We start from the raw sequence: 26,858 nt of genomic DNA on the forward strand, positions 1-26,858 counted from the left end.
TCCCCCCGCTTCGGCGTTAGAACCTCGTCATGACCCTTCGTCTCGCGCTCCTCGCCGCCCCGCTGGCCCTGCTGGCCGCCTGCGGCCCCGCCGAAAAGACCTCCGCGCCTTCCGCCGCGGCCCCGCAGGCCGAGCAGGAAGCGGGCAAGCTGGCCGATGGTCCCGTCGCCGTGAAGATCACCCCCTATGTCGGCGGCCCGCTGCAGGTGGGCGCTGCGGGGGTGGGACCGATCACCGCCGCCACCGCCTTCGACCAGCCGACCATCGCGGCCCTGTTCCCGAAGGCGCAGGTCAAGAGCGCCTTCATCCATGTCGGCGAGGGCCCGCCCGGGCCGATCATCGTCGTCGAGCAGGACAAGGTCCCGCTGCTGGAGATCGGCAAGGGCGCCGACGGCGGCATCTCCGAGATCCGCCTGGCCGCCGGCGACGTGCGCGGCCCCAAGGGCGAGAGTCTGCTGGCCAAGTGGGAGGCCCTGGGCTTCACCGTCGATCAGTGCCGGGCCGGCGAGGGCCGCACGGTCAATGCGGTGGTCTGCGTGCGCCCCGAGGCCCCGACCGTGTCCTACGTCTTCGGCGTGCCCGGCTGGACCAAGGGCGGCGTGCCCGACGAGAAGACCCTGAAGGCCAAGGCTCAGCTCAACGAATTCGTCTGGCGTCCGGCCGAGACCGCCCAGGTCGGAGCCGCCTGACCTTGCGCGTTCTTTCCGTCGACACCTGCCTGGCGGCCGCCTCGGTCGCCGTGATCGAGGACGGCCGCGTCCTGGCCGCCCGCACCGAACCCATGACCCGCGGCCACCAGGAGCGCATCGCGCCCCTGGCCAAGGACGTCGCCGCCGAGGCCGGGATCGCCTTTTCCCAACTCGACCGCATCGCCGTCACCGTCGGCCCGGGATCCTTCACCGGCCTGCGCGTGGGGCTGTCCTTCGCCAAGGGCCTGGCCCAGGCGCTGTCGATCCCCTGCGTGGGCGTCAACAGCCTGGAGGCCCTGGCGGCCTCGTCGGAGGCCAAGGGCTTCGTCGCCGCCGTCCTCGACGCCAAGATGGGCCAGGTCTATCTGCAGGTCTTCGACGGCGGGACGGCCCTGATGGCTCCCGACGCCCTCGACCTGGGCGCGGCCACGGCCCGCCTGGCGGAGCTCTATTCCGGCGGTCCGGCGACCCTGGTGGGTTCCGGCGCGCCCCTGCTGGAGGGCGTGCTGCCCGAGGCGACCGTCCTGACGCCCGCGTCCGCCGACCCCGTCGCCATCGCCCGCCTGGCCGCCGCCCGACCGGCGCCGACCCATTCGCCCCGGCCGCTCTATCTGCGCGCGCCCTACGCCACGATGCCCGCCGCATGAACCTGCGCCCTGTCGGACTGGAAGCGTGCTGGGACCTGGCGGACCTGCACGAAAAGGCCTTCGACCGCCCCTGGAGCCCGACCGAGTTCGAAGCGCTGTTCAACTCGCCCGGCGTCTTCGCCGTGTTGGGCGGTTCGGGCGAACCGGAAGCGCCGCGCGGCTTCATCCTGTGCCGGGCGATCGCCGGCGAGGCCGAGATCCTGACCATCGCCGTCGATCCGGCCGCCCGCCGGCGCGGCTGGGGCGCGGCCTTGGTCGAAATGGCCGCCGGGATCGCCACGGAAGCCAAGGCCTTCGACCTGTTCCTGGAGGTCGCGGCCGACAATCTGGCGGCGATCGGGCTCTACAAGGCGACCGGCTTTTCGCAAGTGGGTCTCAGGAAGGGCTATTATCCCCATCCTGACGGCGCCAAGGACGCCGTCGTCATGCGGCGGGCGCTTAACACTTAAGAAGCGATTGCCTATTGTGCCGCGAATCCCCCGACGGAGATTGCGCTTTGGACCGCCTCGAAAAGCTCTGCATCGAAAAAGGCATGCGCATGACCGACCAGCGTCGTGTCATCGCTCGTGTGTTGTCGTCGGCTGACGACCATCCCGACGTCGAGGAGCTGCATCGCCGCGCCCACGCCATCGACCCGCACATCTCGATCGCGACGGTCTACCGCACCGTCCGCCTGTTCGAGGAGAGCGGCATCATCGAGCGCCACGACTTCCGGGACGGCCGCTCGCGCTACGAAGAGACCCCGACCCATCACCACGACCACCTGATCGACATGAAGACCGGCAAGGTCGTCGAGTTCGTGGACGAGGAGATCGAGGCCCTGCAGCACGCGATCGCCCGAAAGCTCGGCTACAAGCTGATCGATCACCGGCTCGAACTCTACGGCGTGCCGATCGAAGAGTGATTGACCTGGATCAAGACAAAGGGCGCGGGTTCACCCCGCGCCCTTTTCTTTTGGGTCCGACCCTGGCGCCCCCGGGGTGGCTTTGGGAGCGGCTCAGGTCCGGACGAAGTCGAGGAACACCGGGGCGCAGTCGCCCAGCTTCTTTTCCTCGTAGCGGGTGGTGACGTGGTCGGCCGGGATGGCCTGGCGGTTGGAGCCCTCGTCCGCGAAGCGGAAGGAAGGGTCCGCCAGCACCCGCTCGATCGTCCACTCGGCGTAGTCGGCCCAGTCGGTGGCGAAGCGGAAGGCCGCGCCCGGCTTCAGCACCCGGGCCAGCTCGGTCACGAACTCCGGCTGGATGATCCGGCGCTTGTTGTGCCGGGCCTTGTGCCAGGGATCGGGGAACATCACGAACAGGCGGTCTATCGAGGCGTCGGGCAGCCAGCCGACCACGTCGCGGGCGTCGCCCTCGTGGATGCGGACGTTGGAGAGGGCCTGTTCCTCGACGTGGCGGACGGCGCTGGCCACGCCGTTGACGAAGGGCTCGGCCCCGATCACCAGCACGTCCGGACGGCGGCCGGCCTGGGCGGCCATGTGCTCGCCGCCGCCGAAGCCGATCTCCAGCCAGACTTCCTTGGCGTCGGGCATCTGGTCGCGGGGCTGGAAGACCTCGTGCGGCACGCTGATGGTCGGCAGCAGGCTGTCGAGCAGAGCCTGCTGGCGCGGCTTCACCGGCCGCGACTTCAGGCGGCCGAACGAGCGCAGCGGCCCGTGGGGCTGTTGGGGATTGGTCATGGGGCGGGTCTTTAGAGGCTTGAAGGCGAAAAGAAAACGGGCCCCGGTCTTGTGACCGAGGCCCGCTCTTCAATTCCGAAGGAGGGAAAGGGCTACGCCAGGCCCTTCAGCTCCGACACCAGGTCGGTCTTCTCCCAGGAGAAGCCGCCTTCGTTGTCCGGCGTGCGGCCGAAGTGGCCGTAGGCGGCGGTGCGGGCGTAGATCGGGCGGTTCAGCTGCAGGTGCTCGCGGATGCCGCGCGGGGTGGCGCCGCCGATCAGCTCGGGCAGCAGCTTTTCCAGCACCGCCGGATCGACCTTGCCCGTGCGGTGCAGGTCGACGTGGAACGACACCGGCCTGGCCACGCCGATGGCGTAGGCGATCTGGATCGTGCAGCGCTCGGCCAGGCCCGCGGCCACGACGTTCTTGGCCAGGTAGCGGCAGGCGTAGGCGGCCGAGCGGTCGACCTTGGTCGGATCCTTGCCCGAGAAGGCGCCGCCGCCGTGCGGGGCCGCGCCGCCGTAGGTGTCGACGATGATCTTGCGGCCGGTGATGCCGGCGTCGCCGTCCGGGCCGCCGATCTCGAAGCGGCCGGTCGGGTTGACCAGCCACTGGGTCTTCTTGGTGATCAGGCCTTCGGGGAAGACCGGCAGGATGTGCGGCTTGATCAGGTCGAGCACGCGCTTGGAGGTCGGGGCCTTGCCGTCGATCTTCTTCTTGTGCTGGTGCGACACGACGATCGAGACGACGCGCTGCGGCACGCCGTTGCCGTCGTATTCCAGGGTCACCTGGCTCTTGGCGTCGGGCTCCAGCTCAGACAGCTCGCCCGAATGGCGCAGCTCGGCCAGGCGCTTGAGGATGTTGTGGCTGTACTGCAGGGTCGCCGGCATCAGCTCCGGGGTCTCGGTGCTGGCGTAGCCGAACATGATGCCCTGGTCGCCGGCGCCTTCGTCCTTCTTGTCGGTGGCGTCCACGCCCTGGGCGATCTGGGCCGACTGGCCGTGCAGGTAGCAGGCGTACTTGGCCTTCTCCCAGTGGAAGCCCTTCTGCTCGTAGCCGATGTCCTTGATCGCCGCGCGGATCTTGGGTTCCAGGGACTTGATGATGTCCTTGGTCAGCTGCTTGTTGGCGGCCTTGTCGCCGCCCGGCTTGCCGGCGCGCACCTCGCCCGCCAGGACGATGCGGTTGGTGGTGACCAGGGTCTCGCAGGCGACGCGCGCTTCGGGGTCCACGCCCAGGAACGCGTCGACGACGGTGTCGCTGATCCGGTCGGCCACCTTGTCGGGATGGCCCTCGGAAACGCTCTCACTCGTGAAGATGTAGGACGAACGATTCAAGTGGAACGCTCCGGCTAGGACCAGCGCCCACGCGGCGACCGGCCCCGCGAGCATGCCGGGGAACATATAAAGATAAGTTTATGTCCGCAAGTCGGCCGAAGCCGACCCGCGTACGGCCTTGAAGCCTAGAGCTCTTCGTCCGCCATGGAGCGCACGAGGTCCAGCAGCCGGCGGCGAACCGGGGCCTTGGTGAGCTTGGGGAACAGGCCAGCCAGCTCCAGACCCTCGGGGGTCATCAGGAACTCGTGGACCTGCAGGTCGTTGCGGACCTCGCCGTCGCCGGGCTCGGACGGATCGGCCAGACCTTCGAAGAAGTAGGCCACGGGGGCCTGAAGGCTGCGGGCGATCTCGTAGAGCTTGCTGGCGCTGACGCGGTTGGCGCCTCGCTCGTACTTCTGCACCTGCTGGAAGGTCAGGCCCAGGCTCTCGGCGAGCTTCTCCTGGCTGACGCCCAGGATCTTGCGGCGCATGCGGATGCGGGCGCCCACGTGCAGGTCCACGGGGTTGGGCGAGCGCTCGATTTCGGTGGGGGATTCAATGGCGACGGTCATGCTTAGGCATAGACCTGAGATTGCGGTTTTAGTTCAGCCTATATCTTTCATGTCGGCAAACTTGCGGCCGCGGTTACGCGAACTTCCGATACAGATCGCCACCGACGCGAGAATGAACGCCAAAAACGGCCAATCCCCCACCTTGGGCGCGAATGTGTCGCGGCCGGTCGCGGGAAGGTTGGCGTCGATCACGCCGCGCTGGCCGAGGTCCAGGCGCTGGCCGCCGACCACCCGTCCCTGGGCGTCGATCATGGCCGAGACGCCCGTGGGCGTGGCGCGGATCATCGGCCGGCCGGCCTCGATGGCGCGGTAGCTGGCCAGGTTCAGGTGTTGCAGCGGGCCGGAGGTGACCCCGAACCAGGCGTCGTTGGAGACGTTGACCAGCGCCCGCACGCCCGGATCGGGGCGGGCCAGGCCCGGGAACAGGCTTTCGTAGCAGATCAGCGGCTGGACCTTCAGGCCGGGCGCGATCGCCAGCGGGGCGGGGCGGGGACCGATGGCGAAGCCGTCGCCCAGGTGGGCCATGCTCTTCACGCCGATCGCGGTCAGCAAGCCCTCGGCCGGCAGGTACTCGCCGAACGGCACCAGCCGGTGCTTGTCGTAGATCCCGACCACCGACAGGCCGCCCGCATCGCGGCGCAGGGCCACCAGGCTGTTGTAGTAGGTCGGATGCTCGGCCGAGCCTTCGTAGCGGTAGCCGCCGATAAGCAGCAGCTGGCCCGGTTGCAGGGCGTCGGTGATCGCCTGGCGCACCCAGGTTCCGGGGGCCAGGTAGTCGTCGATGGCGGCGGGCAGGGCGCCTTCGGGCCAGACCACCACGTCGGCCGGCTTGCCGTCGGCATAGGGCTGGGCGGTGAGCGTCACATAGTCGCGGACGATCGCCTGGAAGCTGGCGGCGTCCCACTTGGCGGCCTGCTGCACATTGGCCTGGACGATGCGCATGCGGGGGGCGACGGCGGAGGCGGTAAACTCCAGAGCGTTCAGCAGCCGCCAGGCGCCGTGGGCATAGAGGCCGACCAGGGCCGCGGCGGCCACGCCGAGCGCGATCCGGCCCGAACGTCCGGCGCGCCAGACGGCGGGGGCGGCGGCGATCGCCAGGGTGACGAAGGTCAGGCCGTAGGCGCCGATCAGGGCCGCGGCCTGGGACGGGGCCGAGCCGGCCCGCCAGGTCTCGCCCGGCAGGTTCCAGGGAAAGCCGGTCAGGATGTGGCCGCGCACCCACTCCAGCGCCGACAGGGCGGCGGCGAAGGCCAGCACGCGCACGGCGCCGGCGGGGCGGAAGCGACGGTAAAGCAGGGCGGCCAGGCCCCAGAACAGCGCCAGGCCGGCGGCCATGGCGGCGACGGCGAAGGGGGCCATCCAGCCCTGGTTCGCCGCGTCGACCATGAAGGCCTCGCCGATCCACCAGGTGCCGAGGCCGAAATAGGCCAGGCCAGCCAGCCAGCCGCGCAGGAAGGCCGAGCGCAGCGGCCGGGGTCCGTCGATCCCGTCCAGCAGCCATAGCAGCAGGGCGTAGCCCAGCAGGCCGGGCAGGATCCCGAACGGCGGATGGGCCAGGGCCGCGGAAAGGCCGGCGACCAGCGCCAGGACGCGGTCGCGCCATGCAGAGCGCGCGGTCAGCACGGAAAGCTTCAAGTGACGTCCACCGCGTCGAGCGGGACGTCGGCTTCGGCCGTCTCTTCGGCGCGGCGCACCCGCACCCGCAGCACCCGCCGGGCGTCGGCTTCCAGCACTTCCAGGTCGAAGCCGGCCGGATGGCGCACGATCTCGCCCTGTTCGGGCACCTGGCCGGCCAGGGCGGCGACCAGACCGCCGACGGTGTCGACCTCTTCCTCGTGCTCGGGCGGGGCCAGGGTCTCGCCGACCATCGCTTCGAGATCTTCCAGCGGCGTGCGGCCCTCGGTCTCCAGCGCGCCGTCGTCGGTGACGGTGACGCTGACGCTCGCGGCGTCGTCGTGCTCGTCGTCGATCTCGCCGACCACGGACTCGATCAGGTCTTCCATGGTGACGAGGCCGTCGACGCCGCCGAATTCGTCGATGACCATCGCCAGGTGGATGCGCTTGGTGCGCATCTTCAGCAGCAGGTCGGCGGCCCGCATCGAGGCGGGCACCAGCAGCATGTCGCGGCGCAGCTGTTCGAGGATGCGATCCTCGGGCTCGGGCCGCAGGTCGCCGTCGGCCAGCAGCAGGAACACGTCCTTGACGTGGACCACCCCGATCGGGGCGTCCAGGGCTTCGCGATAGATCGGCATGCGCGAGTGGCCGGCCTCGACGAACTGGGCCACGACCACGGCGAAGGGGGTCTCGACCTCGACCGCCACCACGTCGGGGCGGGGGGTCATGACGTCGCCCACCTTCAGCGTCTTGAAGGCCTCGGCCTGGTCGACCAGGTCGGGGGCGGGGGGCGTGTCGGGATCGATCGGTCGCGCGGGCTCGGCCGGCGCGCCGCCGCGACGCAGCTTGCGGAAGAACGCCCGCAGGCCTCGGCTAAGTCGAGCCGGGCCGGCGGGCGTGGAACTCTGGTCGTCGTCGGGCATGCCTTTAGGTGTCTACCCCTCGTCGGTCGCCGACGCATCGTCGGCGTAAGGATCGGGAACGTCCAGTCCCGCCAGGATCTCGCGTTCGAGCGCTTCCATGGCCTCGGCCTCGTCGTCGCCCTCGTGGTCGTATCCTAAAAGATGCAGCACCCCGTGCGCCACAAGATGTTGCAGGTGGTGAGCCAGGGGCTTGCCCTGCTCGGCCGCCTCGCGGACGCAGACGCCGTAGGCCAGGGCGATGTCGCCGATCTGGCCTTCCGGATTGGCCGCCGGGTCCTGGGGCGCGGGGAAGGACAGCACGTTGGTGGCGTAGTCCTTCTGGCGGAAGTCGCGGTTCAGCGCCTGGACGCTGTCGTCGTCGGCCAGCAGGATGACGATGCCCTTGCCCTCGATGTCCTCGTGGGCGTCCAGCACGGCCTGGGCGGCGCGCCAGACCAGGGCCTCGGCTTCGGGCTCGGCCTTGGTCCAGGCCTCGTCTTCGATTTCGATATCAACGGTGATCATCGGGGAGTCGCCAGCAGGGCCGCGTCGGCGTCGTAGGCCTTGACGATGCGCTCCACCAGCGGGTGGCGCACGACGTCGGTCGCGGTGAAGCGGGCCACGTCCACGCCCTCGACCCCTTCCAGGATCGAGACGGCGTGGGCCAGGCCGGAGTCGCGGGGGTTCAGCAGGTCGATCTGGGTCGGGTCGCCGGTGACCACCATGCGGGCGCCTTCGCCCAGGCGGGTCAGCACCATCTTCATCTGCAGGCGCGAGCAGTTCTGCGCCTCGTCGACGATGACGAACGCATGCGCCAGCGTGCGGCCGCGCATGAAGGCGATCGGGGCGACCTCGATCTCGCCCTTGTCGCGGCGGCGGCGCAGCTGCTCGGCGCCCATGATGTCGGTCAGGGCTTCCCAGACCGGGGCCATGTAGGGGTCGACCTTCTCGTTGAGATCGCCCGGCAGGAACCCGAGCTTCTCGCCGGCCTCGACGGCGGGGCGAGTGACGATCAGGCGGTCGACCTCGCCGCGCAGCAGCATGCCCGCGCCCTGGGCGACGGCCAGGAAGGTCTTGCCGGTGCCGGCGGGACCCAGGCCGAAGACCAGCGGATGCCGGGTCATCGACTCCATGTAGCGGGCCTGGTTCTTGGTCTTGGGCGAGACGGCGCCGCGGCGCACGGCGCGCGGTGAGGCCTGGCCGCCGGCGCTGTGGGCTTCGCCCACGGCCACGCGGATGTCGGCCTCGACCACCTCGTGGCCGGCGTCGGCGCGCTCGGCCAGGGCGATCAGGGCGCGCTTGGCCGACGAGCGGCCCTTGACGTCGCCGGTGATCTTGATCCCGCCGCCCGGGGTTTCGAGCAGGACCTTGAAGGCGTCCTCGATCAGGGCGGCGTGGCGGCCGGACGGGCCGGTGACGGCGACGACGGCGTCGTCGGAAAGCGGCAGGAACTCAGGCGTGCGGCTCACGCGGTCTCCAGAACAGATTCATTGGCGAGCACGCCGGCCAGGCTCATCTTGGCGGCGCTCTCGATACGGACGGGAACGATCGTCCCGATCAGGTGCTCCCCGCCCGAGGCGTGGACGGCTTGCAGATAGGGGCTGCGGCCGACGATCTGGCCGGGGTGGCGGCCGGCCTTCTCGAACAGCACCGGCAGGGTCTTGCCGACCTGGCTGGCGTTGAAGGCCCGCTGCTGCTCGTCGAGCAGCTGGTTCAGGCGATCCAGGCGCTCGGACTTCACGGCCTCGTCGACCTGGCCGGGCATGGCCGAGGCCGGCGTGCCTGGGCGGCGCGAATACTTGAACGAGAAGGCGCTGGCGAAGCCGACCTGGCGGACCAGCTCCAGCGTCTTTTCGAAATCGCCGTCGCGCTCGCCGGGGAAGCCGACGATGAAGTCGCCGCTCATGGCGATGTCGGGCCGGGCGGCGCGGATGCGCTCGATCAGCTTCACGTAGCTCTCGGCCGTGTGGTCGCGGTTCATGGCCTTGAGGATCTTGTCCGATCCGGCCTGCACCGGCAGGTGCAGATAAGGCATCAGCTGCGGCAGCTCGCCGTGGGCCTCGATCAGGTCGTCGCCCATGTCGCGCGGGTGGCTGGTGGTGTAGCGGATGCGGTCCAGGCCGGGGATCTTCGCCAGGCGTCGGACCAGCTTGGCCAGGGTCAGGCCGCCGCCGTCGTAGGCGTTGACGTTCTGGCCCAGCAGGGTGACCTCGCGCACGCCCTGGTCGGCCAGGCGCCTGGCCTCGTCCTCGATGGCTTCCGGAGGTCGCGACCACTCGCCGCCGCGGGTGTAGGGCACCACGCAGAAGGTGCAGAACTTGTCGCAGCCTTCCTGCACGGTCAGGAACGCGGTGACGCCGTCGACCTTGCGCTCGGCCGGCAGGGCGTCGAACTTCTCGTCGGCCGCGAAGTCGGCGGCGAGCCTTTCGCCCGAGGCCCGGTGGGCGCGGGCGATCAGCTCGGGCAACTGATGATAGGCCTGCGGGCCGACCACGAGATCCACCGCTCGCTGGCGGGTCATGATCTCCTGGCCCTCGGCCTGGGCGACGCAGCCGGCCACGGCGATGGTCATCTTGCCGCCGGCCTGGGCCTTGCGGTCCTTCATCAGCTTGATCTGGCCGAGTTCCGAATAGACCTTCTCGGTGGCCTTCTCGCGGATGTGGCAGGTGTTGAGCACGACGAGATCCGCGCCCTCGGGATCATCGACCACGCCATAGCCCAGCGGACGCAGGACGTCGGTCATGCGCTCGCTGTCGTAGACGTTCATCTGACAGCCGTAGGTCTTGATATAGAGGCGCTTTTGCGGGGTCTCGCTCATCCGGCGAGGTTATGGGGTCGAGCGGCCCCGCGCGCAAGGTCGCCATGGTCACACCCGGCGGCCGAACCCGCTGAAGAAGCCCCAAAAGAAAACGGCGCCGGAGAGGTCCCCGGCGCCGTCGTTCTTCGATCCTGGAAAGATCAGTAGCTCTCGTCGTGGCGCTTGATCGCCGCGCGGATCAGTTCGGCGGTCTCGTCCGGATCGGCCCAGCCGGTGATCTTGGTCGACTTGCCCTTTTCCAGATCCTTGTAGTGCTGGAAGAAGTGGGCGATCTGCTCGGTCAGGATGGTCGGCAGGTCGCGCCAGCTGTTCACGCCCGTGTAGAACGGGTGCAGCTTGTCGACCGGCACGGCCAGGATCTTTTCGTCGCACCCGGCCTCGTCGACCATCATCAGGGCGCCGATCGGGCGGCAGCGGATGATCGCGCCGGGCACCACCGGGGTCGGGCCCACGACCATGATGTCGGCCGGATCGCCGTCGTCGGCCAGGGTGTGCGGGATGAAGCCGTAGTTGGCCGGGTAGAACATCGCCGTGTGCAGGAAGCGGTCCACCATCAGGGCGCCGCTTTCCTTGTCGATCTCGTACTTCACCGGCTCGCCGCCCTGCGGGATCTCGATGACGGCGTTCAGGTCGTAGGGCGGGTTCACGCCCACGGCGATCTTGGAGAGGTCCATAGTGACTCTTCGTTGTGGGAAGGTTCCCGCGGGGAGGCGGGCCTCAAGCGGCCGCCTGTATAGGCCACAAGTGTTGCGATGCGAAAGAGGGGGCGTGCTCGCGCCTCGACTTGGCCGCAGAAAGCATATCGGATCTACGACCGCGCCCGTTCAGTGACCGTGAGAACAGCGCGGCGACGTGGTTTACGGACGGCGGGGACGGGGCGCGCCGACCGCTGTCGGGGCCCGTTCGCTAGGGGCTTCCACCCGCTCGCCTATCGCGCTATATAGCTCCTACATCGTCCGTTAGCGCTAGATGGCGCTTTCGAGCGGCGGCCCGAAAGGCTGCCGCTTTTTCTTTGGTCGCTCGCCAGCTTGGCTTTCTGGTCGGCTCGGGCGGCCCGCGAATTTGAGAAGAGAACCGTGCGCGGCAAGACGCGAGAAGACCTGGACCTGATCGAGATTCTCGATCCCGTCGCCGAGACCGTCGGCTACGAGATCGTCCGCCTGCGCCTGATGGGCGGGGCCGAGCAGCGCCGCCTGCAGATCATGGCCGAACGTCCGCTCCAGGAAGATGGAACGGGCGGCGACATGAACGTCGAGGACTGCGCCAAGCTGTCCCGCGCCATCTCCGAGGTCATGGACGCCGCCGACCCGATCGCCGGCGAATACACCCTGGAAGTCTCCAGCCCGGGCGTCGACCGCCCGCTGACCCGCCTGAAGGACTTCGAGACCTACGCCGGTCTGGAAGTGCGCATCGAGCTCGACCGCGTGGCCGAGGGCCGCAAGCGCTTCAAGGGCGAACTCGCCGGCGTCGAGGACGACCAGGTCGGCCTCAACATCGAGGGCGAGGACGACGTCACCGTCTATTTCCCGTTCGCCTGGATCGTCGACGCGAAGCTCGTTCTGACCGACGAGCTGATGAAGCGGGGCGCCGACCAGCGCGCCGCCCGCGTGGGCGCCGAGAACGACAACGATTTGTCCGAAAGTGAAGAGGACTGACCATGGCCATCGGCATCGCCGCCAACCGGCTTGAACTGCTGCAGATCGCCGACGCGGTCGCCCGCGAGAAGGGCATCGAGAAGGAAGTCGTCATCGAGGCGATCGAGGAGGCCCTGCAGAAGGCCGCTCGCGCCCGCTACGGCGCCGAGCACGACATCCGCGTCAAGATCGATCCGCGCACCGGTGAGACCACCCAGAAGCGCGTGATCGAAGTCGTCGGCGACGACCACGAGATGGAAGGCGAGATCGGCAAGGTCCAGATCTCGTCGGCCAAGCGCACCTGGCGCGACGCCGAGATCGGCAAGATCTACGAAGAATCCCTGCCGCCGTTCGAGATCGGCCGCGTGCAGACCCAGATGGCCCGCCAGGTCGTCATGCACAAGGTTCGCGAAGCCGAGCGCGAGCGCCAGTACGAAGAGTACAAGGACCGCTCGGGCGAGATCGTCAACGGCAGCGTCAAGCGCGTCGAGTACGGCAACGTCATCGTCGACCTGGGCCGCGGCGAAGGCATCATGCGCCGCGACCAGTCGATCCCGCGCGAGAACTTCAACGTCGGCGACCGCATCCGCGCCTACATCTACGACGTCCGTCGCGAGACCAAGGGCCCGCAGATCATGCTGAGCCGCGCCCACGGCGGCTTCATGGCCAAGCTGTTCGCGCAGGAAGTGCCGGAAGTCTACGACGGCGTCATCGAGATCCGCGCCGTGGCCCGCGACCCGGGTTCGCGCGCCAAGATGGCCGTCATCTCGAACGACAGCTCGATCGACCCCGTCGGCGCCTGCGTCGGCATGCGCGGTTCGCGCGTGCAGGCGGTGGTCGCCGAGCTGCAGGGCGAGAAGATCGACATCATCCAGTGGTCGGAAGATGAAGCCACCTTCATCGTCAACGCCCTGGCCCCGGCCGAAGTCTCCAAGGTCGTCATGGACGAGGAAGACGAGCGCGTCGAAGTCGTGGTGCCGGACGAGCAGCTGTCGCTGGCCATCGGCCGCCGCGGCCAGAACGTCCGCCTGGCCTCGCAGCTGACTGGCTGGCAGATCGACATCATGACGGAAAGCCAGGAGAGCGAGCGCCGTCAGAAGCAGTTCGCCGAGGCCACCGCCCTGTTCCAGGAAGCCCTGGACGTCGACGAGGTCATCGCCCAGCTGCTGGTCACCGAAGGCTTCACCGCCGTGGAAGACGTGGCCTATGTCGAGTCGCATGAAGTCGCCTCGATCGAGGGCTTCGACGAAGAGACGGCCGAAGAACTGCAGGCCCGCGCCCGCGAGTTCCTCGAGAAGGAAGCCGCCGCCCTCGACGCCAAGCGCGTCGAACTGGGCGTCGAGGACGACCTGCTGGCCATCGAGGGCGTGACCCTCGCCATGGCCGTGGCCCTGGGCGAAGGCGACGTGAAGTCGGTGGAAGACCTGGCCGGCCTGGTGCCCGACGACATGCGCGGCTGGTTCGAGAGCAAGAACGGCGAGCGCGTGCGCGAGCCGGGCATCCTCGAAAGCTTCAACCTGTCGCCCGACGACGCCGAAGCGCTGATCATGCGCGCCCGCATCGTCATGGGCTGGGTCGAGGCTCCGCCGGAGCCGGAATACGAAGAAGAAGAGGCTCTCGAGGGCGAGGCTGACGCCGAAGCCGAGCTCGAAGGCGAGATCGAGGCGGAAGGCGAAGAAGCCCCCGCCGAAGAGGCCGCCTCCGAAGAAGCCGCCGAAGAGCAGTAAGAAACCCCGGCCCCTCCGGCCTTCGGAGGGGCCGCTTCCTTTCAGGACCCCGTCACGGACTTCATGATCGACCAGGCCGCCCCCAAGACGCACGCCGAAGCCAACCGCCAGCGCAAGGACGTCGTCCTGGGCGAAGCGGTCGACGAGGCGCGCCTGGTGCGGTTCGTGGCCGGTCCCGACGGCGTGGTGGTGCCCGACGTGGCCCGCAAGTTGCCGGGTCGGGGCATGTGGGTCGCGTCCGATCGCGAGTCCATCGCCGCGGCCGTCAAGAAGAACGCCTTCTCGCGTTCGGCCAAGACCAAGCTGGCCGCGCCCGCCGACCTGCCCGACCAGGTGGAACGGCTGCTGGCCAAGCGGGTTCTGGACGGGCTGGGCCTTGCACGACGCTCCGGCGGCATTATCTCCGGGTACGAAAAGGTTCTGGCGGCCCTCGCCTCGGGCAAGACCGCCTGGCTGATCGAAGCCGCCAATGGCGCCGAAGACGGCCGCCGCAAGGTGTTTTCAGCCGCCCGCAAAGCGCCTAACACGCCCAGAATCCTCGGGATGTTCACATCCGACGAATTGGGTTTGGCCTTGGGCGGGGAGAATGTGATACACACGGCGCTCCTCACGGGGCGAGGCACGGATCGCTGGACTTTGGATGTCGAGCGGTTATCAGGCTTCCGTCCTCTCATGCCGCCGGACTGGGTGGTGCGTCAGAACGAGGAGCCCTAGGCTTCGATGCGTCCTCGGATGACTTCATCCGGCGGTGCGAAAGGTCTAGAACCTGAATGTTGGAGCAAGCCGCCTAAGGCGTCGCGCTCTTGAGCGAAGGGCCGGGAAACGCGCTTCCTATTGGAGGTACGTCCAGGCCCCTTTCTCGTATGGATTGATCGGTTTTTGGGCCGGGAACCCGCCCGGCGGAAGTACAAGCGAGCGCATGAGCGACGAGAACGATAACGGTCGGCCTGGTTCCAACCCCGGTGGGCGAGCCCCCATCACCCTGAAGCCCCGCCAGGGCTCGGTGAGCGCGGGCGTTGTGAAGCAGAGCTTCAGCCACGGCCGGACGAAGACGGTGGTCGTCGAGACCAAGCGCACGCGTCCGCATGCGCCCGCCGCCGGCAACCTCGCCGCGCCGTCGCAGGCCGAGCGTCGCTACGACGCTCCGCGTCCGCAAGGGCAGGGCGGTGGCGGCGGTTCGTCGGCCGGCGGTCTGTCGCAGGACGAGATGCGCGCGCGTCAGCGCGCCATCGAAGCCGCTCGCGAAAACCAGGAGCGTCAGGCTTCCGAACGCCGCGCCGCCGAGGCCCGCGCCGCCGCCGAGGCGAACGCGGCTCGGGAAGCCGCGGCCAAGGCCGCCGCCGCGAAGGCCGCGGCCGAAGCCGCTGCTGCGAAGCCGGTCGCTCCCGCGGCCGCTGCTCCGGCGGCCCAGGCCCCTGTGGCTCAGGCTCCCGTGGCCCAGGCCCCGGTGGCTCAGGCCCCGACGCCCGCGCCGACCCCGGCTCCCGCCGCTCCGGTCGCCCCGCGCGCCGAAGCGCCGCGCAGCGAGGGCCCTCGCCCCGCCGCCGCGTCGCCCGGCCAGACCCGCACCTACGAACCCAGCCGTGAGCGCCGCGACGATCGTCCGACGACCACGACCTATCGCCCGACCCCGGGCGGCGATCGTCCGCACGGCGACCGTCCTCAAGGGGATCGCCCGCAAGGCGATCGTCCGCAGGGCGACCGCGCGTTCAACCAGCGCGCGCCGCGTCAGGACGGTCCCTACAATCAACGCGCCCCCCGTCAGGACGGCCCGTACAACCAGCGCGCTCCGCGTCCGGACGGCGACCGTCCGCGTGGTCCGCGTCCGGAAGGCGGCGCTGGTGGCGGCGGTGGTTACCGTTCGGGCGGCGACCGCCCGCAGGGTGATCGTCCGCAAGGCGACCGTCCGCAGCAGACCGTCCGCTATTCGGCCCTGGCCCCGCGCCCGGCGCCCGGCGGTCCCCGTGGCCCTGGCGGCCCCGGTGGTCCGCGCGGTCCGCGTCCCGGCGTTCCCGCCTCGGCTCCGGCGACCCCGGAAATCCAGCGCGCCACCCGCTCGGCCCCGCGGCCCGGCGGCGGCCTGACCGATCGCCGTCCGGACGAGGACGACGATCGCCGCAAGGCCAACAACGCGCCGAACAAGGCCGTTTCGCGCGCCAAGGGCGCTCCGCAGCGCCGTGAAGGCCGCCTCACCATCCAGGCCGTGGCCGGTGATGGGGAGTCCGCCGACCGCATGCGCTCGCTGGCCTCGGTTCGCCGGGCCCGTGAACGCGAAAAGGAAAAGCGCCGTGGCGGCGCGGTCGAGCAGGCCCGCGTGGCCCGCGAGGTCGTGATCCCCGACGTCATCACCGTGCAGGAGCTGTCCAACCGGATGGCCGTGCGCGGCGTTGAGATCATCAAGTTCCTGATGCGTCAGGGCGTGATGCTGAAGATCAACGACGTCATCGACAACGACACCGCCGAGCTGGTGGCGACCGAGTTCGGTCACACCGTGCGCCGCGTGTCTGAAGCCGACGTCGAAGAAGGCTTCATCGGCGCCGAGGACCACGACGATCACCTGGAGGCTCGTCCTCCGGTCGTGACCATCATGGGCCACGTCGACCACGGCAAGACCAGCCTGCTCGACGCCCTGCGCGCCACCGACGTGGCGGCCGGCGAGCACGGCGGCATCACCCAGCACATCGGCGCCTATCAGGTTCGCCTGAAGGACGGCCAGCGCGTGACGTTCCTCGACACGCCCGGCCACGCCGCCTTCTCGGCCATGCGCGCTCGCGGCGCCAACATCACCGACATCGTCGTGCTGGTGGTGGCCGGCGACGACGGCGTGATGCCGCAGACGATTGAGGCCATCAAGCACGCCAAGGCGGCCGAAGTGCCGATCATCGTGGCCGTGAACAAGATGGACAAGCCGGGCTCTGATCCGACCCGCGTGGTCAACGAGTTGCTGCAGCACGAGATCGTCGTCGAAAGCCTGGGTGGCGACACCCAGATCATCGAAGTCTCGGCCAAGGCCCGCACCGGCCTGGACGACCTGCTCGACGCCATCCTGCTGCAGGCCGAGGTTCTCGACCTGAAGGCCAACCCCGACCGCACCGCCGACGGCGTTGTGATCGAGGCCAAGCTGGACAAGGGTCGCGGCGCGGTCTCCACCGTGCTGGTCAACCGCGGTACGCTCAAGCGCGGCGACATCGTCGTCGCCGGCAGCCAGTTCGGCCGGGTTCGCGCCCTGCTGAACGAGCGCAACGAGCAGCTGACCGAAGCTGGTCCGGCCACGCCGGTCGAGATCCTGGGTCTGGACGGCGTTCCCTCGCCCGGCGAAGCCTTCGCCGTGGTCGAGAACGAAGCCCGCGCCCGCGAGCTGACCGAGTACCGCATCCGCCAGAAGCGCGAGAAGACGATGGCCCCGGTGGGCGCCGGCGCTTCGATGGCCGACATGATGGCCAAGCTGCAGGACAAGAAGCTGAAAGAACTGCCGCTGGTCATCAAGGCCGACGTGCAGGGTTCGGCCGAAGCGATCATCGGCTCGCTGGACAAGATGTCGACCGACGAGGTCCGCGCGCGGATCATCCTGTCGGGCGCCGGCGCGATCAGCGAAAGCGACGTCATGCTGGCCAAGGGCGCCGGCGCGCCGGTCATCGGCTTCAACGTCCGGGCCTCGGCCCAGGCGCGGGCCCTGGCCGAACGCGAAGGGGTCGAGATCCGCTACTACGCGATCATCTACGACCTGCTGGACGACATCAAAGGCGTGCTCTCGGGCATGCTGGCCCCGATCCAGCGCGAAACCTTCCTCGGCAACGCCGAGGTCCTGCAGGCCTTCGACATCTCGAAGATCGGCAAGGTCGCCGGCTGTAAGGTCACCGAAGGCGTGGTCCGCAAGGGCGCCAAGGTCCGGATCATCCGCAACGACATCGTCGTGCTCGAACTCGGCACCCTGCAGACGCTCAAGCGCTTCAAGGACGAGGTCAACGAAGTGCCGGTCGGTCAGGAATGCGGCATGATGTTCGCCGGCTTCCAGGACATCAAGGTCGGCGACACCATCGAGTGCTTCACCGTCGAGGAGATCAAGCGCCAGCTCGACTAAGAGCCCGGCGACCTGGGTCACCGAAAATGAGAAGGGCGCGGGTCTTCGGATCCGCGCCCTTTTTCCTTGCCCCGCCCAAAATGAGCCCTCGGGCGGGTGGACGCGGGCGGCGCAACCCCTAAGGGTGAGGCCCGCGGCGCGGGGGCGCGCCTGGGCGCATCACCTGGGGGCATCAATGGCGTCGGACCTTTTCATCATCCTGTCTGAAGTCAGCCGCGACTGGTCGCGCTCCTGGGCGCTGACGGCCGCCGGATCGGACGGCGCTGGTCCCGGCGGCGACTGGGGCGGGCTGGACTGCCGCGTGGGCATCGCCCCGGCCCGCTACGGCGACAACCAGCTGTGGCGGCGCCATGGCGCGGACGGCAAGTACTGGTTCGAGGCGGTCGCCCTGCGGCATCCGGAGGCGGGGGGTGTCGGCGGCGCGCTGCACTTCAGCGGCGTCCAGGGCCAGGGGCCCGTCCGGGTCGTCCCGTTCGAGCAGAACGCCCAGGGCTTCTACTGGGATGTCGACGTCGCGCTGGCGTCCACGCCCATACTGGCCAAGCCCTGGGGCGACCAGCTGCTGGAGGTGGCCGGCAACGGTCCCTATGACGAGCGCAGCCGCGTCTGCGTCTACGAGTACGACCGGCATCACCGCGATCACCAGACCTGGCGCTTCCGGCCCTACCGGCCAAGCTTCAGCGCGCCCCGGATCGCCTATCGGACCAGGAGTCTGGCGCCGAACGACAGCAGGCGCGTGGCGGTCGAGACCTTCGACAACCGGGGCGGCAAGGCGCCGCGCCTGTTCAGCGCCACCCTGACGGGGTCGGGCGTCGCGCAGCACCGCTGGCGCACCGACGTGGGGTCCGAACAGGCCCTGGCCTGCCTGACGGCCCTGGGCGGCCGGATCGAGCTCGACGAGGTCGCCAGCTTCCGCCGCGAACGCCTGCAACTGTCCTGCGGGCTGGAACCCCGGTTCGTGGGCGCGCCGGCCGGGCTGGTGCTCGGCGCCGACGTCAGCGCCGCCGTGGGCGTCCGCGGCCAAATCACGGTCGAGATCGAGGTGCCGGCCGAAACGCGCTACGAGGTCTCGCTCGACGCCCTGCAGGCGACCTTCAAGGCCGACTGGCGCGCCGCGATCGATCGCCTGGCCCCCGATCGCGCCACGGCGGCGACCTACGACCTGGCGGGAAGCTACGAGGTCTCCGGGGTCTTCGATTTCGCCCTGCGGGTCGAGGAGCCGCTGGTCGGCGGCAAGACCCGGCGGTTGTGGCGCGCGGCCGACCACGACGTGGTTTCGCTGAGCCGCGGCTGACCGACCGATACACGCCGGACTGGAATTCGCCGGAATTGAGCGCTAGCCCTTCGTCCATGCGTATTCGAGCCCTCATCGCCCTGAGCGCGGCCGCCGCTTCGCTGGCGGCCTGCGCCACCGCCGACCGCTACGACGCGGCCGGCGACGTGCACGCCCTGCTGACGTCGATCCGCAACAACGATCGGGCGACGTTCGACAGCCTGGTCGACCACCAGGCCCTGAAGGGCGCGATCGAGACCCGCCTTGTGCAGGAGGCGCGCGGTTCGGGTCTGAAGGGCGGCTGGCAGGCCGCCGCCATCGCCCTGGCCGGTCCCGCCGCCGACGTCGCCGGCGAGGCCCTGATCCGCCCCGAGGTGTTCCGCGCCGCCGCCAACTACTACGGCTACACGCCCGATCGGCCGATCCCGGGCCGGATCGCCATCGCCTCGGCCCTGCGGCCGGCCGGCGACGGCCGGGTCTGCGCCGCCAAGAAGGACGGGCCGTGCCTGCTGACCTTCACCCGCGAGGGCGGCGCCTGGCGGCTGTCCGGATTCGACGCCCAGGCCGTCGACCTGCGGGCCAAGCGATGAGGCTTGGGGCTGTCCTGCTTCTGGCCTCCACGGCGCTCCTGAGCGCCGTGGCGGGGCCCTCGGCGGCCGCCGAGCGGCGGATGTTCTCGTACGATCCGATCTCGGCCGACGCCAAGCGGCTGACCGGGGCGGGCCTGACCGTGCTGTTCGACCAGAGCCTGCTGGGCGCCAAGCCGGTCAAGGTGCTGGCCACCGGCGTGCCGGCCCAGGCCCTGCTGCGCAAGGGCGGCGAAAAGGACCTCGGCAAGGGCGGGCTGGCGGCCATGAGCGGCGTCGACGCCAATGCGGCCCTCTACGAGGTCGACGGCAAGGCCGAGCAGGGCAAGGTCTATGTCCGCGCCTTCTGCCCAGGCTCCAAGCGCCTGTGGCTGAGCTTCAGCCGCATCGCCGTGCGCCAGGATCTGCGGATCCAGGCCTTCGGCGACGATCCCGCCGCGCCGGGCCAGGCGCGGCTGTGCGGCACGCTGGACTTCTCCTACCGCGGCGAATGGCGCCTGCCGAGCGGCGGTCCGCCCGATCCCACCGAGGACTGGACCGACAGCCTGACCGGCGTGCGCTGAGGCCGGTTGCGACCATCGAGGCGTCCGGGGCGGGTTTTCATCCGCGTCCGGTTTGGTTAGGGTCGCGCCCATGATCGAGATCGAACGCGGACCGGGACGCTTCCAGCGTCGCCGCTCTCTTGGACCGACCGGACTCGTACGCAGCGCCTGACCGCTAGGGATCAGGCGGGGCGCCTCCGTGCGCCCGACGGGCGGCCTCAGCCGCCGCGCTCAAAAAGACAGGCGGCCCCTTCAAGACAGCGACCAGGGCCGCCGCACAGATCAGTCTCGACGAAGAACACGACCTCCATGACCATCGACACCCAAGACGCGGCCATCCAGGATTGGGCCGGACGCTTTTCCGCGCGCATGGCCGGCATCCGCGCCAGCGAGATCCGCGAACTGCTGAAGCTGCTGGAGCAGCCCGACATCCTGTCGTTCGCCGGCGGCATTCCCGACCCGGCCCTGTTTCCCGCCGAAACCATTCGGGCGGCCTATGGCGACATCCTCGCCGACGGCGCCCAGGCCGCCCAGGCGCTGCAATACACCGTCAGCGAGGGCCACGGCCCGCTGCGCCGCTGGATCGCCGAGCGGATGACCCGCGACGGCATGCCGTGCGAGCCCGAGAACGTGCTGCTGACCGCCGGCTCGCAGCAGGCGCTCGACCTGCTGGGCAAGCTGTTCCTCGACCCCGGCGCGACCGTGATGGTGGCCCGGCCGACCTATCTGGGCGCGCTGCAGGCCTTCAACGCCTACCAGCCGGCCTATCTGGACCTGCCCGAGGGCGCGCTGGCCGGCGATGCGGCGGCGCAAGGCGCAGTGGCGGCCCGCGAACCGCGCCTGGGCTACTTCGTGCCCGACTTCGCCAATCCGACCGGCGTCAGCCTGACCCTGGCCGAGCGCGAGGCCCTGCTGGACCTCGCCGACACCCAGGACTTCCCGATGATCGAGGACGCGGCCTATCGCGAACTGCGGTTCGGCGGCGAGGCCATCCCCTCGCTGCTCGCGCTGGACATCGCCCGCAAGGGCTCGATCGAGGCCGCGCGCACCCTGTTCTGCGGCACCCTGTCCAAAACCCTGTCGCCGGCCCTGCGCATCGGCTGGATCTGCGGTCCCAAGGCGGCGATCGAGAAGCTCGTCCTGCTCAAGCAGGGCGGCGACCTGCACGTCTCGACCATCAACCAGATGGTCGCCCACCGCGTGGTGTCGGAAGGCTACGACCAGCACCTGCACCGCCTGCGCGGGGCCTATGGCGGCCAGGCGCGGGCCATGCTGGCGGCGCTTGAGCGCCACATGCCCAAGGACGTCTCCTGGATTTCGCCGGAAGGCGGCATGTTCGTCTGGCTGACCCTGCCCGAGAGGCTGGACGGCAAGGCCCTGCTGGAGCGCGCCCTGGTCGAGGCCCGCGTGGCCTTCGTGCCCGGCGCCCCGTTCTTCGCCGAAGCTCCTGCCGCCAACACCCTGCGCCTCAGCTATTCGCTGCTGCCGCCGGAGCAGATGGAGGAGGGCGTGCGGCGTCTGGCGGCGCTGATCGCGACGCCGCGCTGACCCCCTCCGGCCCTCCGGGCCACCTCCCCCAGAGGGGGAGGATCTGGGCGGCGAAGATGCTCCCCCTCTGGGGGAGCTGTCGCGGAGCGACTGAGGGGGTTTTGCGGAGCCCAGACATGGAAACGGCCGCTCCCTTTAGGGAAGCGGCCGCTTTGGTGGAGCTAAGCGGAGTCGAACCGCTGACCTCTTGAATGCCATTCAAGCGCTCTACCAGCTGAGCTATAGCCCCGAGGCCCCTCGAAAAACGAGAGCCTTGGTCTCCCGGATGGTCGCCCGGGAAGGCGCGGAACCTATGTCGAGGTCTTTCCGGGATCAAGCCCCCTCCGTCAGGCGAGGCTCAAGTTTTCCGGCAAGTCTTCGGACGGCTCCGAAAATGGAAACGGCCGCTCCCTTTAGGGAAGCGGCCGTCTTGGTGGAGCTAAGCGGAGTCGAACCGCTGACCTCTTGAATGCCATTCAAGCGCTCTACCAGCTGAGCTATAGCCCCAAGGCTCTTCCGAAAATCCGAAGACTTTCGTCTGAATTCCTTAGTCTCTTCGACGGTTCCGAGTGGCTGCCCCCCGAAGAGGCGCGGAACCTATGCCGAGGTTTTTCCGGGATCAACCCCCTCGGTGAACTTTTTTTCGGGGTGCGACGAAACGCTGTGGAGAACCCGAAAACCCGGGGTCGGATCACTCCGACCCCGGCGCATTCGCCGCTTAGCGGTCGTCGTCTTCTTCGCCCGGGAGGCCTTCGATCTCGTCGCCGAGATCGTCGTCGTCCTCGTCTTCCAGGAACGGAACGTCGTCGGCTTCGTCCTCGGCGAGGTCCTCGTCCTCGGCGAAATCGACGCCCAGGTCGTCGCCGCCTGGGGCCGGAGCCGCGGTCGGATCGCCGTCCTCGTCATCGGTCTCGACGACGTCGGCCTCGGCGGCCTCGTCGATTTCCGGGGTCTCGTCGACTTCGTCCTCGAAGCCGTCCTGCTCCTTGGGAGCCGGGACTTCCTTTTCGTCTTCGGCGTCGTAGTCCGGCGTGATGGCGCGGGCGCGCACGCGGCGGGACTTCAGCGCCTCTTCCGGATCGAACTGCTCACCGCATTTGGGGCAGACGGCCGGACGGCGGTTGAGGTCGTAGAACTTCGACTGGCAGCTGGGGCAGATTTGTTTTGCGCCCAAGTCGGGATTTGCCAAGGTGGCGACCCTTTGATCCTGATGGGAAAAGCGGCGGCTGACTTGCCATGACGAAGGGCCGCTGTCAAAAGCAAACCCCTTCGCGAAACACCTATGTTGCAAGGAGCCGGTTTCGGCATGACGACGGCTGGATTGAAGAGCACGCCCGGCGGAGCCCTTCGCGGTACGGTTCGGGCGCCTGGCGACAAGTCCATTTCGCACCGTTCGATGATCCTCGGGGCCCTGGCTAGCGGCACCACGACCATCGAGGGACTGCTGGAAGGCGACGACGTCCTGGCCACGGCCCGGGCGATGCAGGCCTTTGGCGCACGCATCGAAAAAGAAGGCGTCGGCCGCTGGCGCGTCGAGGGCAAGGGCGGCTTCGCCGAGCCTTCGGACGTCATCGACTGCGGCAACGCCGGCACCGGCGTGCGCCTGATCATGGGCGCGGCCTCGGGTTTCGCCATGTGCGCCACCTTCACCGGCGACCACTCGCTGCGCGGCCGTCCGATGGGCCGGGTGCTGGATCCGCTGGCCCGCATGGGCGCCACCTGGCTCGGCCGCGACAAGGGTCGCCTGCCCCTGACCCTGAAGGGCGGCGGCCTGCGCGGCCTCGTCTACACCCTGCCGATGGCCTCGGCCCAGGTGAAGTCGGCCGTGCTGCTGGCCGGGCTGCACGCCGAGGGCGGCGTCGAGGTGATCGAGCCGGAAGCCACCCGCGACCACACCGAGCGCATGCTGCGCGCCTTCGGGGCCGAGGTGATCGTCGAGGACAAGCCCCATGGGGACCGTGTCGTGCGCCACGTGCGCCTGCCCGAAGGCCAGAAGCTGAAGGGCACGCACGTGCAGGTGCCGGGCGATCCGTCCTCGGCCGCCTTCCCGCTGGTCGCGGCCCTGGTCGTCCCCGGTTCGGAAGTGACCGTCGAGGGGGTGATGCTCAACGTGCTGCGCACGGGCCTCTTCACGACCCTGCAGGAGATGGGCGCGGATCTGGTGATCTCGAACGTCCGCGTCGAGAGCGGCGAGGAGGTCGGCGACATCACCGCCCGCCACTCTCAGCTCAAGGGCGTCGTGGTGCCGCCCGAGCGCGCGCCGTCGATGATCGACGAATATCCGATCCTGGCCGTCGCGGCCGCCTTCGCGGATGGTCCCACCGTCATGCGCGGCATCGGCGAGATGCGGGTCAAGGAAAGCGACCGCATCGCCCTGACGGCGGCGGGCCTGCTGGCCTGCGGCGTCACGGTCGAGGAAGAGCCGGAAGGCATGACCGTGGTCGGCACGCGCGGCGGCAACCATCCGGTGCGCGGCGGCGGCAAGGTGATCACCCACGGCGATCACCGCATCGCCATGAGCCACCTGATCCTGGGCATGGCCGCCCTGGAGCCGGTCGAGATCGACGAGCCTGGCATGATCGCCACCAGCTTCCCGGGCTTCGTGTCGCTGATGACGGGCCTGGGCGGCTCGATCGTCGAGGCCTGATCCATGGGCTTCGTGATCGCCGTCGACGGCCCGGCCGCCTCGGGCAAGGGCACCATCGCCTCGCGCCTGGCGGCCCACTACGGCCTGCTGATGCTGGACACCGGCCTGCTCTACCGGGCGGTCGGGGTGCGGCTGCTGGAGGCCGGCGGCGACCTGGACGACGCCGGGGCCGCCGAGGCCTCGGCCCGGGGCCTCGACCTTGCCGAACTGGAGCGGCCGGAGGTGCGCACGCGCGCCGCCGGCGAGGCCGCCAGCCGCGTGGCCGTGCATCCGGGCGTGCGCTCGGCCCTGTTCGACCTGCAGCGGACCTTCGCCAGCCAGGACGGCGGCGCCGTGCTCGACGGCCGCGACATCGGCACCGTCATCGCCCCCGAGGCGCCGGCCAAGCTCTATGTCACGGCCAGCCCCGAGGTCCGCGCCGATCGCCGCTGGAAACAGCTGACCGGCCAGGGCGAAAGCGTCTCGTTCGAAGAGATCCTGGCCGACATCAGGAAGCGCGACGAGCGCGACGGCGGCCGCAAGGACGCGCCCATGGCCCAGGCGCAGGACGCCACCTTGCTTGATACGTCGGAAATGACTATATCCCAGGCCTTCGATGCGGCTCTCCGCATCGTCGAGACGGCGCGCGCCCGGTGGGGAAACCCCAAGGGCTAATCTAACGCCCGCCTCGCCGCCGCTTTGGAAGCGCCGGATCGCATCAAAAATCCACTTCACCCGGAATCCCGAGAACCGTCATCTGGCGGCGCTCATCGCAGGGCTTCCCACAACCCAGAGACCAAAGATCAGCATGGCTGACGATATGAGCTTCAACCCCACGCGCGACGATTTCGAAGCGCTCCTGAACGACTCCATGGGCGGCCGCGACTTCGCCGAAGGCTCCGTGGTCAAGGGCGTCGTTGTCGGGATCGAGAAGGACTTCGCGATCATCGACGTCGGTCTGAAGACCGAAGGCCGCGTCCAGCTGAAGGAATTCGGCGTCGACGAAGCAGGCAAGGCGACCATCAAGACCGGCGACACCGTCGAAGTCTTCCTCGAGCGCCTCGAGAACGCCATGGGCGAAGCGGTCATCAGCCGCGAAAAGGCCAAGCGCGAAGAAGCCTGGACCCGCCTGGAAGGCGTCTACGCCAAGAACGAACCCGTCATGGGCGCGATCGTCGGTCGCGTTAAGGGCGGCTTCACCGTCGACCTCGGCGGCGCCTCGGCCTTCCTGCCGGGCTCGCAAGTCGACATCCGTCCGGTCCGCGACGTCGGCCCGCTGATGGGCAAGGAACAGCCCTTCGCCATCCTGAAGATGGACCGTCCGCGCGGCAACATCGTCGTCTCGCGTCGCGCCATCCTGGAAGAAGCCCGCGCCGAGCAGCGCACCGAACTGGTGTCGCAGCTGCAAGAGGGTGAAATCCGCGAAGGCGTCGTCAAGAACATCACCGACTACGGTGCGTTCGTCGACCTGGGCGGCATCGACGGCCTGCTGCACGTCACCGACATGAGCTGGAAGCGCGTCAACCACCCGAGCCAAGTGCTCGCCGTGGGCGACACCGTGAAGGTCCAGATCGTCAAGATCAACCCGGACACCCAGCGCATCTCGCTCGGCATGAAGCAGCTGCAGTCGGATCCGTGGGACGGCGTCGAAGCCAAGTACCCGGTCGGCGCCAAGTTCACCGGCCGCATCACCAACATCACCGACTACGGCGCCTTCGTGGAGCTGGAAGCCGGCGTTGAAGGCCTGGTGCACGTGTCGGAAATGTCGTGGACCAAGAAGAACGTCCACCCCGGCAAGATCGTCTCGACCTCGCAGGAAGTCGACGTCGTGGTCCTGGACGTCGATCCGTCCAAGCGCCGCGTCTCGCTGGGCCTGAAGCAAGCCCTGGCCAACCCGTGGGAAGCCTTCGTCGAGGCTCACCCGATCGGTTCGACCGTCGAAGGCGAAGTCAAGAACGCGACCGAATTCGGTCTGTTCGTCGGCCTCGACAACGACATCGACGGCATGGTGCACCTGTCGGACATCGACTGGAGCGTCGCCGGCGAAGAAGCCATGGCCCGCTACAAGAAGGGCGACCTGGTCAAGGCCAAGGTGCTCGACGTCGACATCGAGAAGGAACGCATCTCGCTCGGCATCAAGCAACTGGCCGGCGACCCGATGTCGGGCGACACCTTCCGCAAGGCTCAGACCGTGACCGTCACCGTCACGGAAGTGACCTCGGGCGGCATCGAAGTCCGCTTCGGTGAAGACGACGCCCCGATGACCGCCTTCATCCGCAAGTCGGACCTGTCGCGCGATCGTCAGGAACAGCGCCCCGAGCGCTTCGCCGTGGGTGACCGCGTCGACGCTCAGATCACCAACGTGGACAAGGCCGCGCGCCGCGTCTCGCTGTCGATCAAGTCGCTGGAAATGGCCGAAGAAAAGGAAGCCATCGAGCAGTTCGGCTCGTCGGACTCCGGCGCTTCGCTGGGCGACATCCTGGGCGCCGCTCTGCGCGAGCGCGCTACGAAGGACTAAGCTTTCGCCTAACCGCGTAAGCTGAAGACAGGCGGCGGCCGGAGCGATCCGGCCGCCGCTTTTCTTTTGCGGTTACTCCGGGCGCCCCCGCAGTCTTTGGGAACCGGTTGCAACCTTTTCCTTGAAGA

25 protein-coding genes and 2 tRNA genes are annotated in these 26,858 nt (G+C 69.1%); 15 read left to right on the forward strand and 12 right to left on the reverse strand.

Annotation, left to right across the window (positions count from 1 at the left end; genetic code table 11):
- The first annotated feature begins 29 nt into the window (after positions 1-29).
- Genes AC07NG_RS02985 through AC07NG_RS03000 form a run of 4 tightly spaced genes read left to right on the forward strand, consistent with a single transcriptional unit; the run spans position 30 to position 2,240 of the window.
- Entirely contained in the window at positions 30-689 is a 660-nt protein-coding gene (locus AC07NG_RS02985; RefSeq protein WP_494592117.1) for a DUF1131 family protein, read from the forward strand.
- Between the two features lie 2 nt (positions 690-691).
- On the forward strand, positions 692-1,336 hold the full coding sequence (gene tsaB / locus AC07NG_RS02990; RefSeq protein WP_494592119.1) for a tRNA (adenosine(37)-N6)-threonylcarbamoyltransferase complex dimerization subunit type 1 TsaB: 645 nt from the start codon (positions 692-694) through the stop codon (positions 1,334-1,336).
- Entirely contained in the window at positions 1,333-1,785 is a 453-nt protein-coding gene (locus tag AC07NG_RS02995; protein WP_492854145.1) for a GNAT family N-acetyltransferase, read from the forward strand. The genes tsaB and AC07NG_RS02995 overlap by 4 nt, the downstream gene beginning before the upstream one ends.
- 47 nt (positions 1,786-1,832) lie before the next feature.
- On the forward strand, positions 1,833-2,240 hold the full coding sequence (locus AC07NG_RS03000; RefSeq protein WP_109101055.1) for a Fur family transcriptional regulator: 408 nt from the start codon (positions 1,833-1,835) through the stop codon (positions 2,238-2,240).
- Between the two features lie 93 nt (positions 2,241-2,333).
- Here AC07NG_RS03000 and trmB read toward each other — a convergent pair whose 3' ends face one another.
- From trmB to ppa, 9 genes are all read right to left on the reverse strand, one after another.
- A complete protein-coding gene (trmB, locus tag AC07NG_RS03005; protein ID WP_494592121.1) occupies positions 2,334-3,014 on the reverse strand; it encodes a tRNA (guanosine(46)-N7)-methyltransferase TrmB in 681 nt (226 codons plus the stop codon).
- Positions 3,015-3,106: 92 nt separating this feature from the next.
- Positions 3,107-4,330: a methionine adenosyltransferase gene (gene metK, locus AC07NG_RS03010; RefSeq protein WP_492854147.1), complete on the reverse strand. Its 1,224-nt coding sequence runs from the start codon at positions 4,328-4,330 to the stop codon at positions 3,107-3,109.
- Between the two features lie 125 nt (positions 4,331-4,455).
- Complete coding sequence (locus AC07NG_RS03015) at positions 4,456-4,881, reverse strand: helix-turn-helix domain-containing protein (RefSeq protein WP_110118424.1); 426 nt, start codon at positions 4,879-4,881, stop codon at positions 4,456-4,458.
- A gap of 33 nt (positions 4,882-4,914) precedes the next feature.
- Positions 4,915-6,516 carry an apolipoprotein N-acyltransferase gene (lnt, locus tag AC07NG_RS03020; protein WP_494592124.1) on the reverse strand — a complete coding sequence of 534 codons (1,602 nt, stop codon included), beginning with the start codon at positions 6,514-6,516 and terminating at the stop codon, positions 4,915-4,917.
- Positions 6,513-7,418: a transporter associated domain-containing protein gene (locus AC07NG_RS03025; RefSeq protein ID WP_492854149.1), complete on the reverse strand. Its 906-nt coding sequence runs from the start codon at positions 7,416-7,418 to the stop codon at positions 6,513-6,515. Before AC07NG_RS03025 ends, lnt begins: the two co-directional genes overlap by 4 nt.
- 12 nt (positions 7,419-7,430) lie before the next feature.
- Complete coding sequence (ybeY, locus tag AC07NG_RS03030; RefSeq protein WP_487291658.1) at positions 7,431-7,907, reverse strand: rRNA maturation RNase YbeY; 477 nt, start codon at positions 7,905-7,907, stop codon at positions 7,431-7,433.
- Positions 7,908-7,918: 11 nt separating this feature from the next.
- Entirely contained in the window at positions 7,919-8,866 is a 948-nt protein-coding gene (locus AC07NG_RS03035; protein WP_487291586.1) for a PhoH family protein, read from the reverse strand.
- On the reverse strand, positions 8,863-10,215 hold the full coding sequence (miaB, locus tag AC07NG_RS03040) for a tRNA (N6-isopentenyl adenosine(37)-C2)-methylthiotransferase MiaB (RefSeq protein ID WP_494592127.1): 1,353 nt from the start codon (positions 10,213-10,215) through the stop codon (positions 8,863-8,865). Before miaB ends, AC07NG_RS03035 begins: the two co-directional genes overlap by 4 nt.
- A gap of 140 nt (positions 10,216-10,355) precedes the next feature.
- Entirely contained in the window at positions 10,356-10,889 is a 534-nt protein-coding gene (gene ppa / locus AC07NG_RS03045) for an inorganic diphosphatase (protein ID WP_110118428.1), read from the reverse strand.
- A gap of 354 nt (positions 10,890-11,243) precedes the next feature.
- Between ppa and rimP the strand changes: the two genes are divergently transcribed.
- The 8 genes from rimP to AC07NG_RS03085 all read left to right on the forward strand — a co-directional run bounded on the left by rimP (position 11,244) and on the right by AC07NG_RS03085 (position 21,607).
- The gene (gene rimP, locus AC07NG_RS03050; RefSeq protein ID WP_110118429.1) at positions 11,244-11,870 is read left to right on the forward strand and encodes a ribosome maturation factor RimP; all 627 of its coding nucleotides are present in this window, start codon (positions 11,244-11,246) and stop codon (positions 11,868-11,870) included.
- 2 nt (positions 11,871-11,872) lie between these two features.
- Positions 11,873-13,576 carry a transcription termination factor NusA gene (gene nusA, locus AC07NG_RS03055; protein WP_492854151.1) on the forward strand — a complete coding sequence of 568 codons (1,704 nt, stop codon included), beginning with the start codon at positions 11,873-11,875 and terminating at the stop codon, positions 13,574-13,576.
- A gap of 63 nt (positions 13,577-13,639) precedes the next feature.
- On the forward strand, positions 13,640-14,290 hold the full coding sequence (locus AC07NG_RS03060) for an RNA-binding protein (protein ID WP_492854152.1): 651 nt from the start codon (positions 13,640-13,642) through the stop codon (positions 14,288-14,290).
- Positions 14,291-14,495: 205 nt separating this feature from the next.
- On the forward strand, positions 14,496-17,657 hold the full coding sequence (gene infB / locus AC07NG_RS03065; RefSeq protein ID WP_492854153.1) for a translation initiation factor IF-2: 3,162 nt from the start codon (positions 14,496-14,498) through the stop codon (positions 17,655-17,657).
- A 175-nt stretch (positions 17,658-17,832) separates the two neighbouring features.
- Positions 17,833-18,951: a hypothetical protein gene (locus tag AC07NG_RS03070; protein WP_494592130.1), complete on the forward strand. Its 1,119-nt coding sequence runs from the start codon at positions 17,833-17,835 to the stop codon at positions 18,949-18,951.
- Between the two features lie 56 nt (positions 18,952-19,007).
- Positions 19,008-19,520, forward strand: a complete 513-nt coding sequence (locus AC07NG_RS03075) for a DUF2939 domain-containing protein (RefSeq protein WP_110132646.1) — start codon at positions 19,008-19,010, stop codon at positions 19,518-19,520.
- The gene (locus AC07NG_RS03080) at positions 19,517-20,080 is read left to right on the forward strand and encodes a hypothetical protein (protein WP_494592132.1); all 564 of its coding nucleotides are present in this window, start codon (positions 19,517-19,519) and stop codon (positions 20,078-20,080) included. The genes AC07NG_RS03075 and AC07NG_RS03080 overlap by 4 nt, the downstream gene beginning before the upstream one ends.
- A 288-nt stretch (positions 20,081-20,368) precedes the next feature.
- Positions 20,369-21,607 carry an aminotransferase-like domain-containing protein gene (locus AC07NG_RS03085; protein ID WP_494592134.1) on the forward strand — a complete coding sequence of 413 codons (1,239 nt, stop codon included), beginning with the start codon at positions 20,369-20,371 and terminating at the stop codon, positions 21,605-21,607.
- A 153-nt stretch (positions 21,608-21,760) separates the two neighbouring features.
- Here AC07NG_RS03085 and AC07NG_RS03090 read toward each other — a convergent pair.
- The 3 genes from AC07NG_RS03090 to AC07NG_RS03100 all read right to left on the reverse strand — a co-directional run bounded on the left by AC07NG_RS03090 (position 21,761) and on the right by AC07NG_RS03100 (position 22,775).
- A tRNA-Ala gene (locus AC07NG_RS03090) sits at positions 21,761-21,836 on the reverse strand.
- Between the two features lie 181 nt (positions 21,837-22,017).
- Positions 22,018-22,093 (reverse strand) — tRNA-Ala (locus tag AC07NG_RS03095).
- A gap of 211 nt (positions 22,094-22,304) precedes the next feature.
- Positions 22,305-22,775 carry a TIGR02300 family protein gene (locus AC07NG_RS03100; protein WP_487288851.1) on the reverse strand — a complete coding sequence of 157 codons (471 nt, stop codon included), beginning with the start codon at positions 22,773-22,775 and terminating at the stop codon, positions 22,305-22,307.
- A gap of 117 nt (positions 22,776-22,892) precedes the next feature.
- Between AC07NG_RS03100 and aroA the strand changes: the two genes are divergently transcribed.
- The 3 genes from aroA (at position 22,893) to rpsA (ending at position 26,730) form a co-directional block, all read left to right on the forward strand.
- Positions 22,893-24,233, forward strand: a complete 1,341-nt coding sequence (aroA, locus tag AC07NG_RS03105) for a 3-phosphoshikimate 1-carboxyvinyltransferase (protein WP_494592136.1) — start codon at positions 22,893-22,895, stop codon at positions 24,231-24,233.
- A gap of 3 nt (positions 24,234-24,236) precedes the next feature.
- Positions 24,237-24,887 (forward strand): (d)CMP kinase, encoded by a 651-nt coding sequence (gene cmk, locus AC07NG_RS03110; RefSeq protein WP_494592138.1) that lies wholly within the window; start codon positions 24,237-24,239, stop codon positions 24,885-24,887.
- A 133-nt stretch (positions 24,888-25,020) separates the two neighbouring features.
- Positions 25,021-26,730 (forward strand): 30S ribosomal protein S1, encoded by a 1,710-nt coding sequence (gene rpsA / locus AC07NG_RS03115; protein WP_487288856.1) that lies wholly within the window; start codon positions 25,021-25,023, stop codon positions 26,728-26,730.
- The last annotated feature ends 128 nt before the right edge of the window (positions 26,731-26,858 follow it).

The organism is Caulobacter sp. GW821-FHT10C03, from assembly GCF_059415485.1.

Coding starts and splice junctions, on each gene's coding strand:
- AC07NG_RS02985 (WP_494592117.1), top strand. CDS start 30: ATGACCCTTCGTCTCGCGCTCCTCGCCGCCCCGCTGGCCCTGCTGGCC.
- AC07NG_RS02995 (WP_492854145.1), top strand. CDS start 1,333: ATGAACCTGCGCCCTGTCGGACTGGAAGCGTGCTGGGACCTGGCGGAC.
- trmB (WP_494592121.1), bottom strand. CDS start 3,014: ATGACCAATCCCCAACAGCCCCACGGGCCGCTGCGCTCGTTCGGCCGC.
- AC07NG_RS03015 (WP_110118424.1), bottom strand. CDS start 4,881: ATGACCGTCGCCATTGAATCCCCCACCGAAATCGAGCGCTCGCCCAAC.
- AC07NG_RS03025 (WP_492854149.1), bottom strand. CDS start 7,418: ATGCCCGACGACGACCAGAGTTCCACGCCCGCCGGCCCGGCTCGACTT.
- miaB (WP_494592127.1), bottom strand. CDS start 10,215: ATGAGCGAGACCCCGCAAAAGCGCCTCTATATCAAGACCTACGGCTGT.
- ppa (WP_110118428.1), bottom strand. CDS start 10,889: ATGGACCTCTCCAAGATCGCCGTGGGCGTGAACCCGCCCTACGACCTG.
- nusA (WP_492854151.1), top strand. CDS start 11,873: ATGGCCATCGGCATCGCCGCCAACCGGCTTGAACTGCTGCAGATCGCC.
- AC07NG_RS03060 (WP_492854152.1), top strand. CDS start 13,640: ATGATCGACCAGGCCGCCCCCAAGACGCACGCCGAAGCCAACCGCCAG.
- infB (WP_492854153.1), top strand. CDS start 14,496: ATGAGCGACGAGAACGATAACGGTCGGCCTGGTTCCAACCCCGGTGGG.
- AC07NG_RS03070 (WP_494592130.1), top strand. CDS start 17,833: ATGGCGTCGGACCTTTTCATCATCCTGTCTGAAGTCAGCCGCGACTGG.
- AC07NG_RS03075 (WP_110132646.1), top strand. CDS start 19,008: ATGCGTATTCGAGCCCTCATCGCCCTGAGCGCGGCCGCCGCTTCGCTG.
- AC07NG_RS03080 (WP_494592132.1), top strand. CDS start 19,517: ATGAGGCTTGGGGCTGTCCTGCTTCTGGCCTCCACGGCGCTCCTGAGC.
- AC07NG_RS03085 (WP_494592134.1), top strand. CDS start 20,369: ATGACCATCGACACCCAAGACGCGGCCATCCAGGATTGGGCCGGACGC.
- aroA (WP_494592136.1), top strand. CDS start 22,893: ATGACGACGGCTGGATTGAAGAGCACGCCCGGCGGAGCCCTTCGCGGT.
- cmk (WP_494592138.1), top strand. CDS start 24,237: ATGGGCTTCGTGATCGCCGTCGACGGCCCGGCCGCCTCGGGCAAGGGC.
- rpsA (WP_487288856.1), top strand. CDS start 25,021: ATGGCTGACGATATGAGCTTCAACCCCACGCGCGACGATTTCGAAGCG.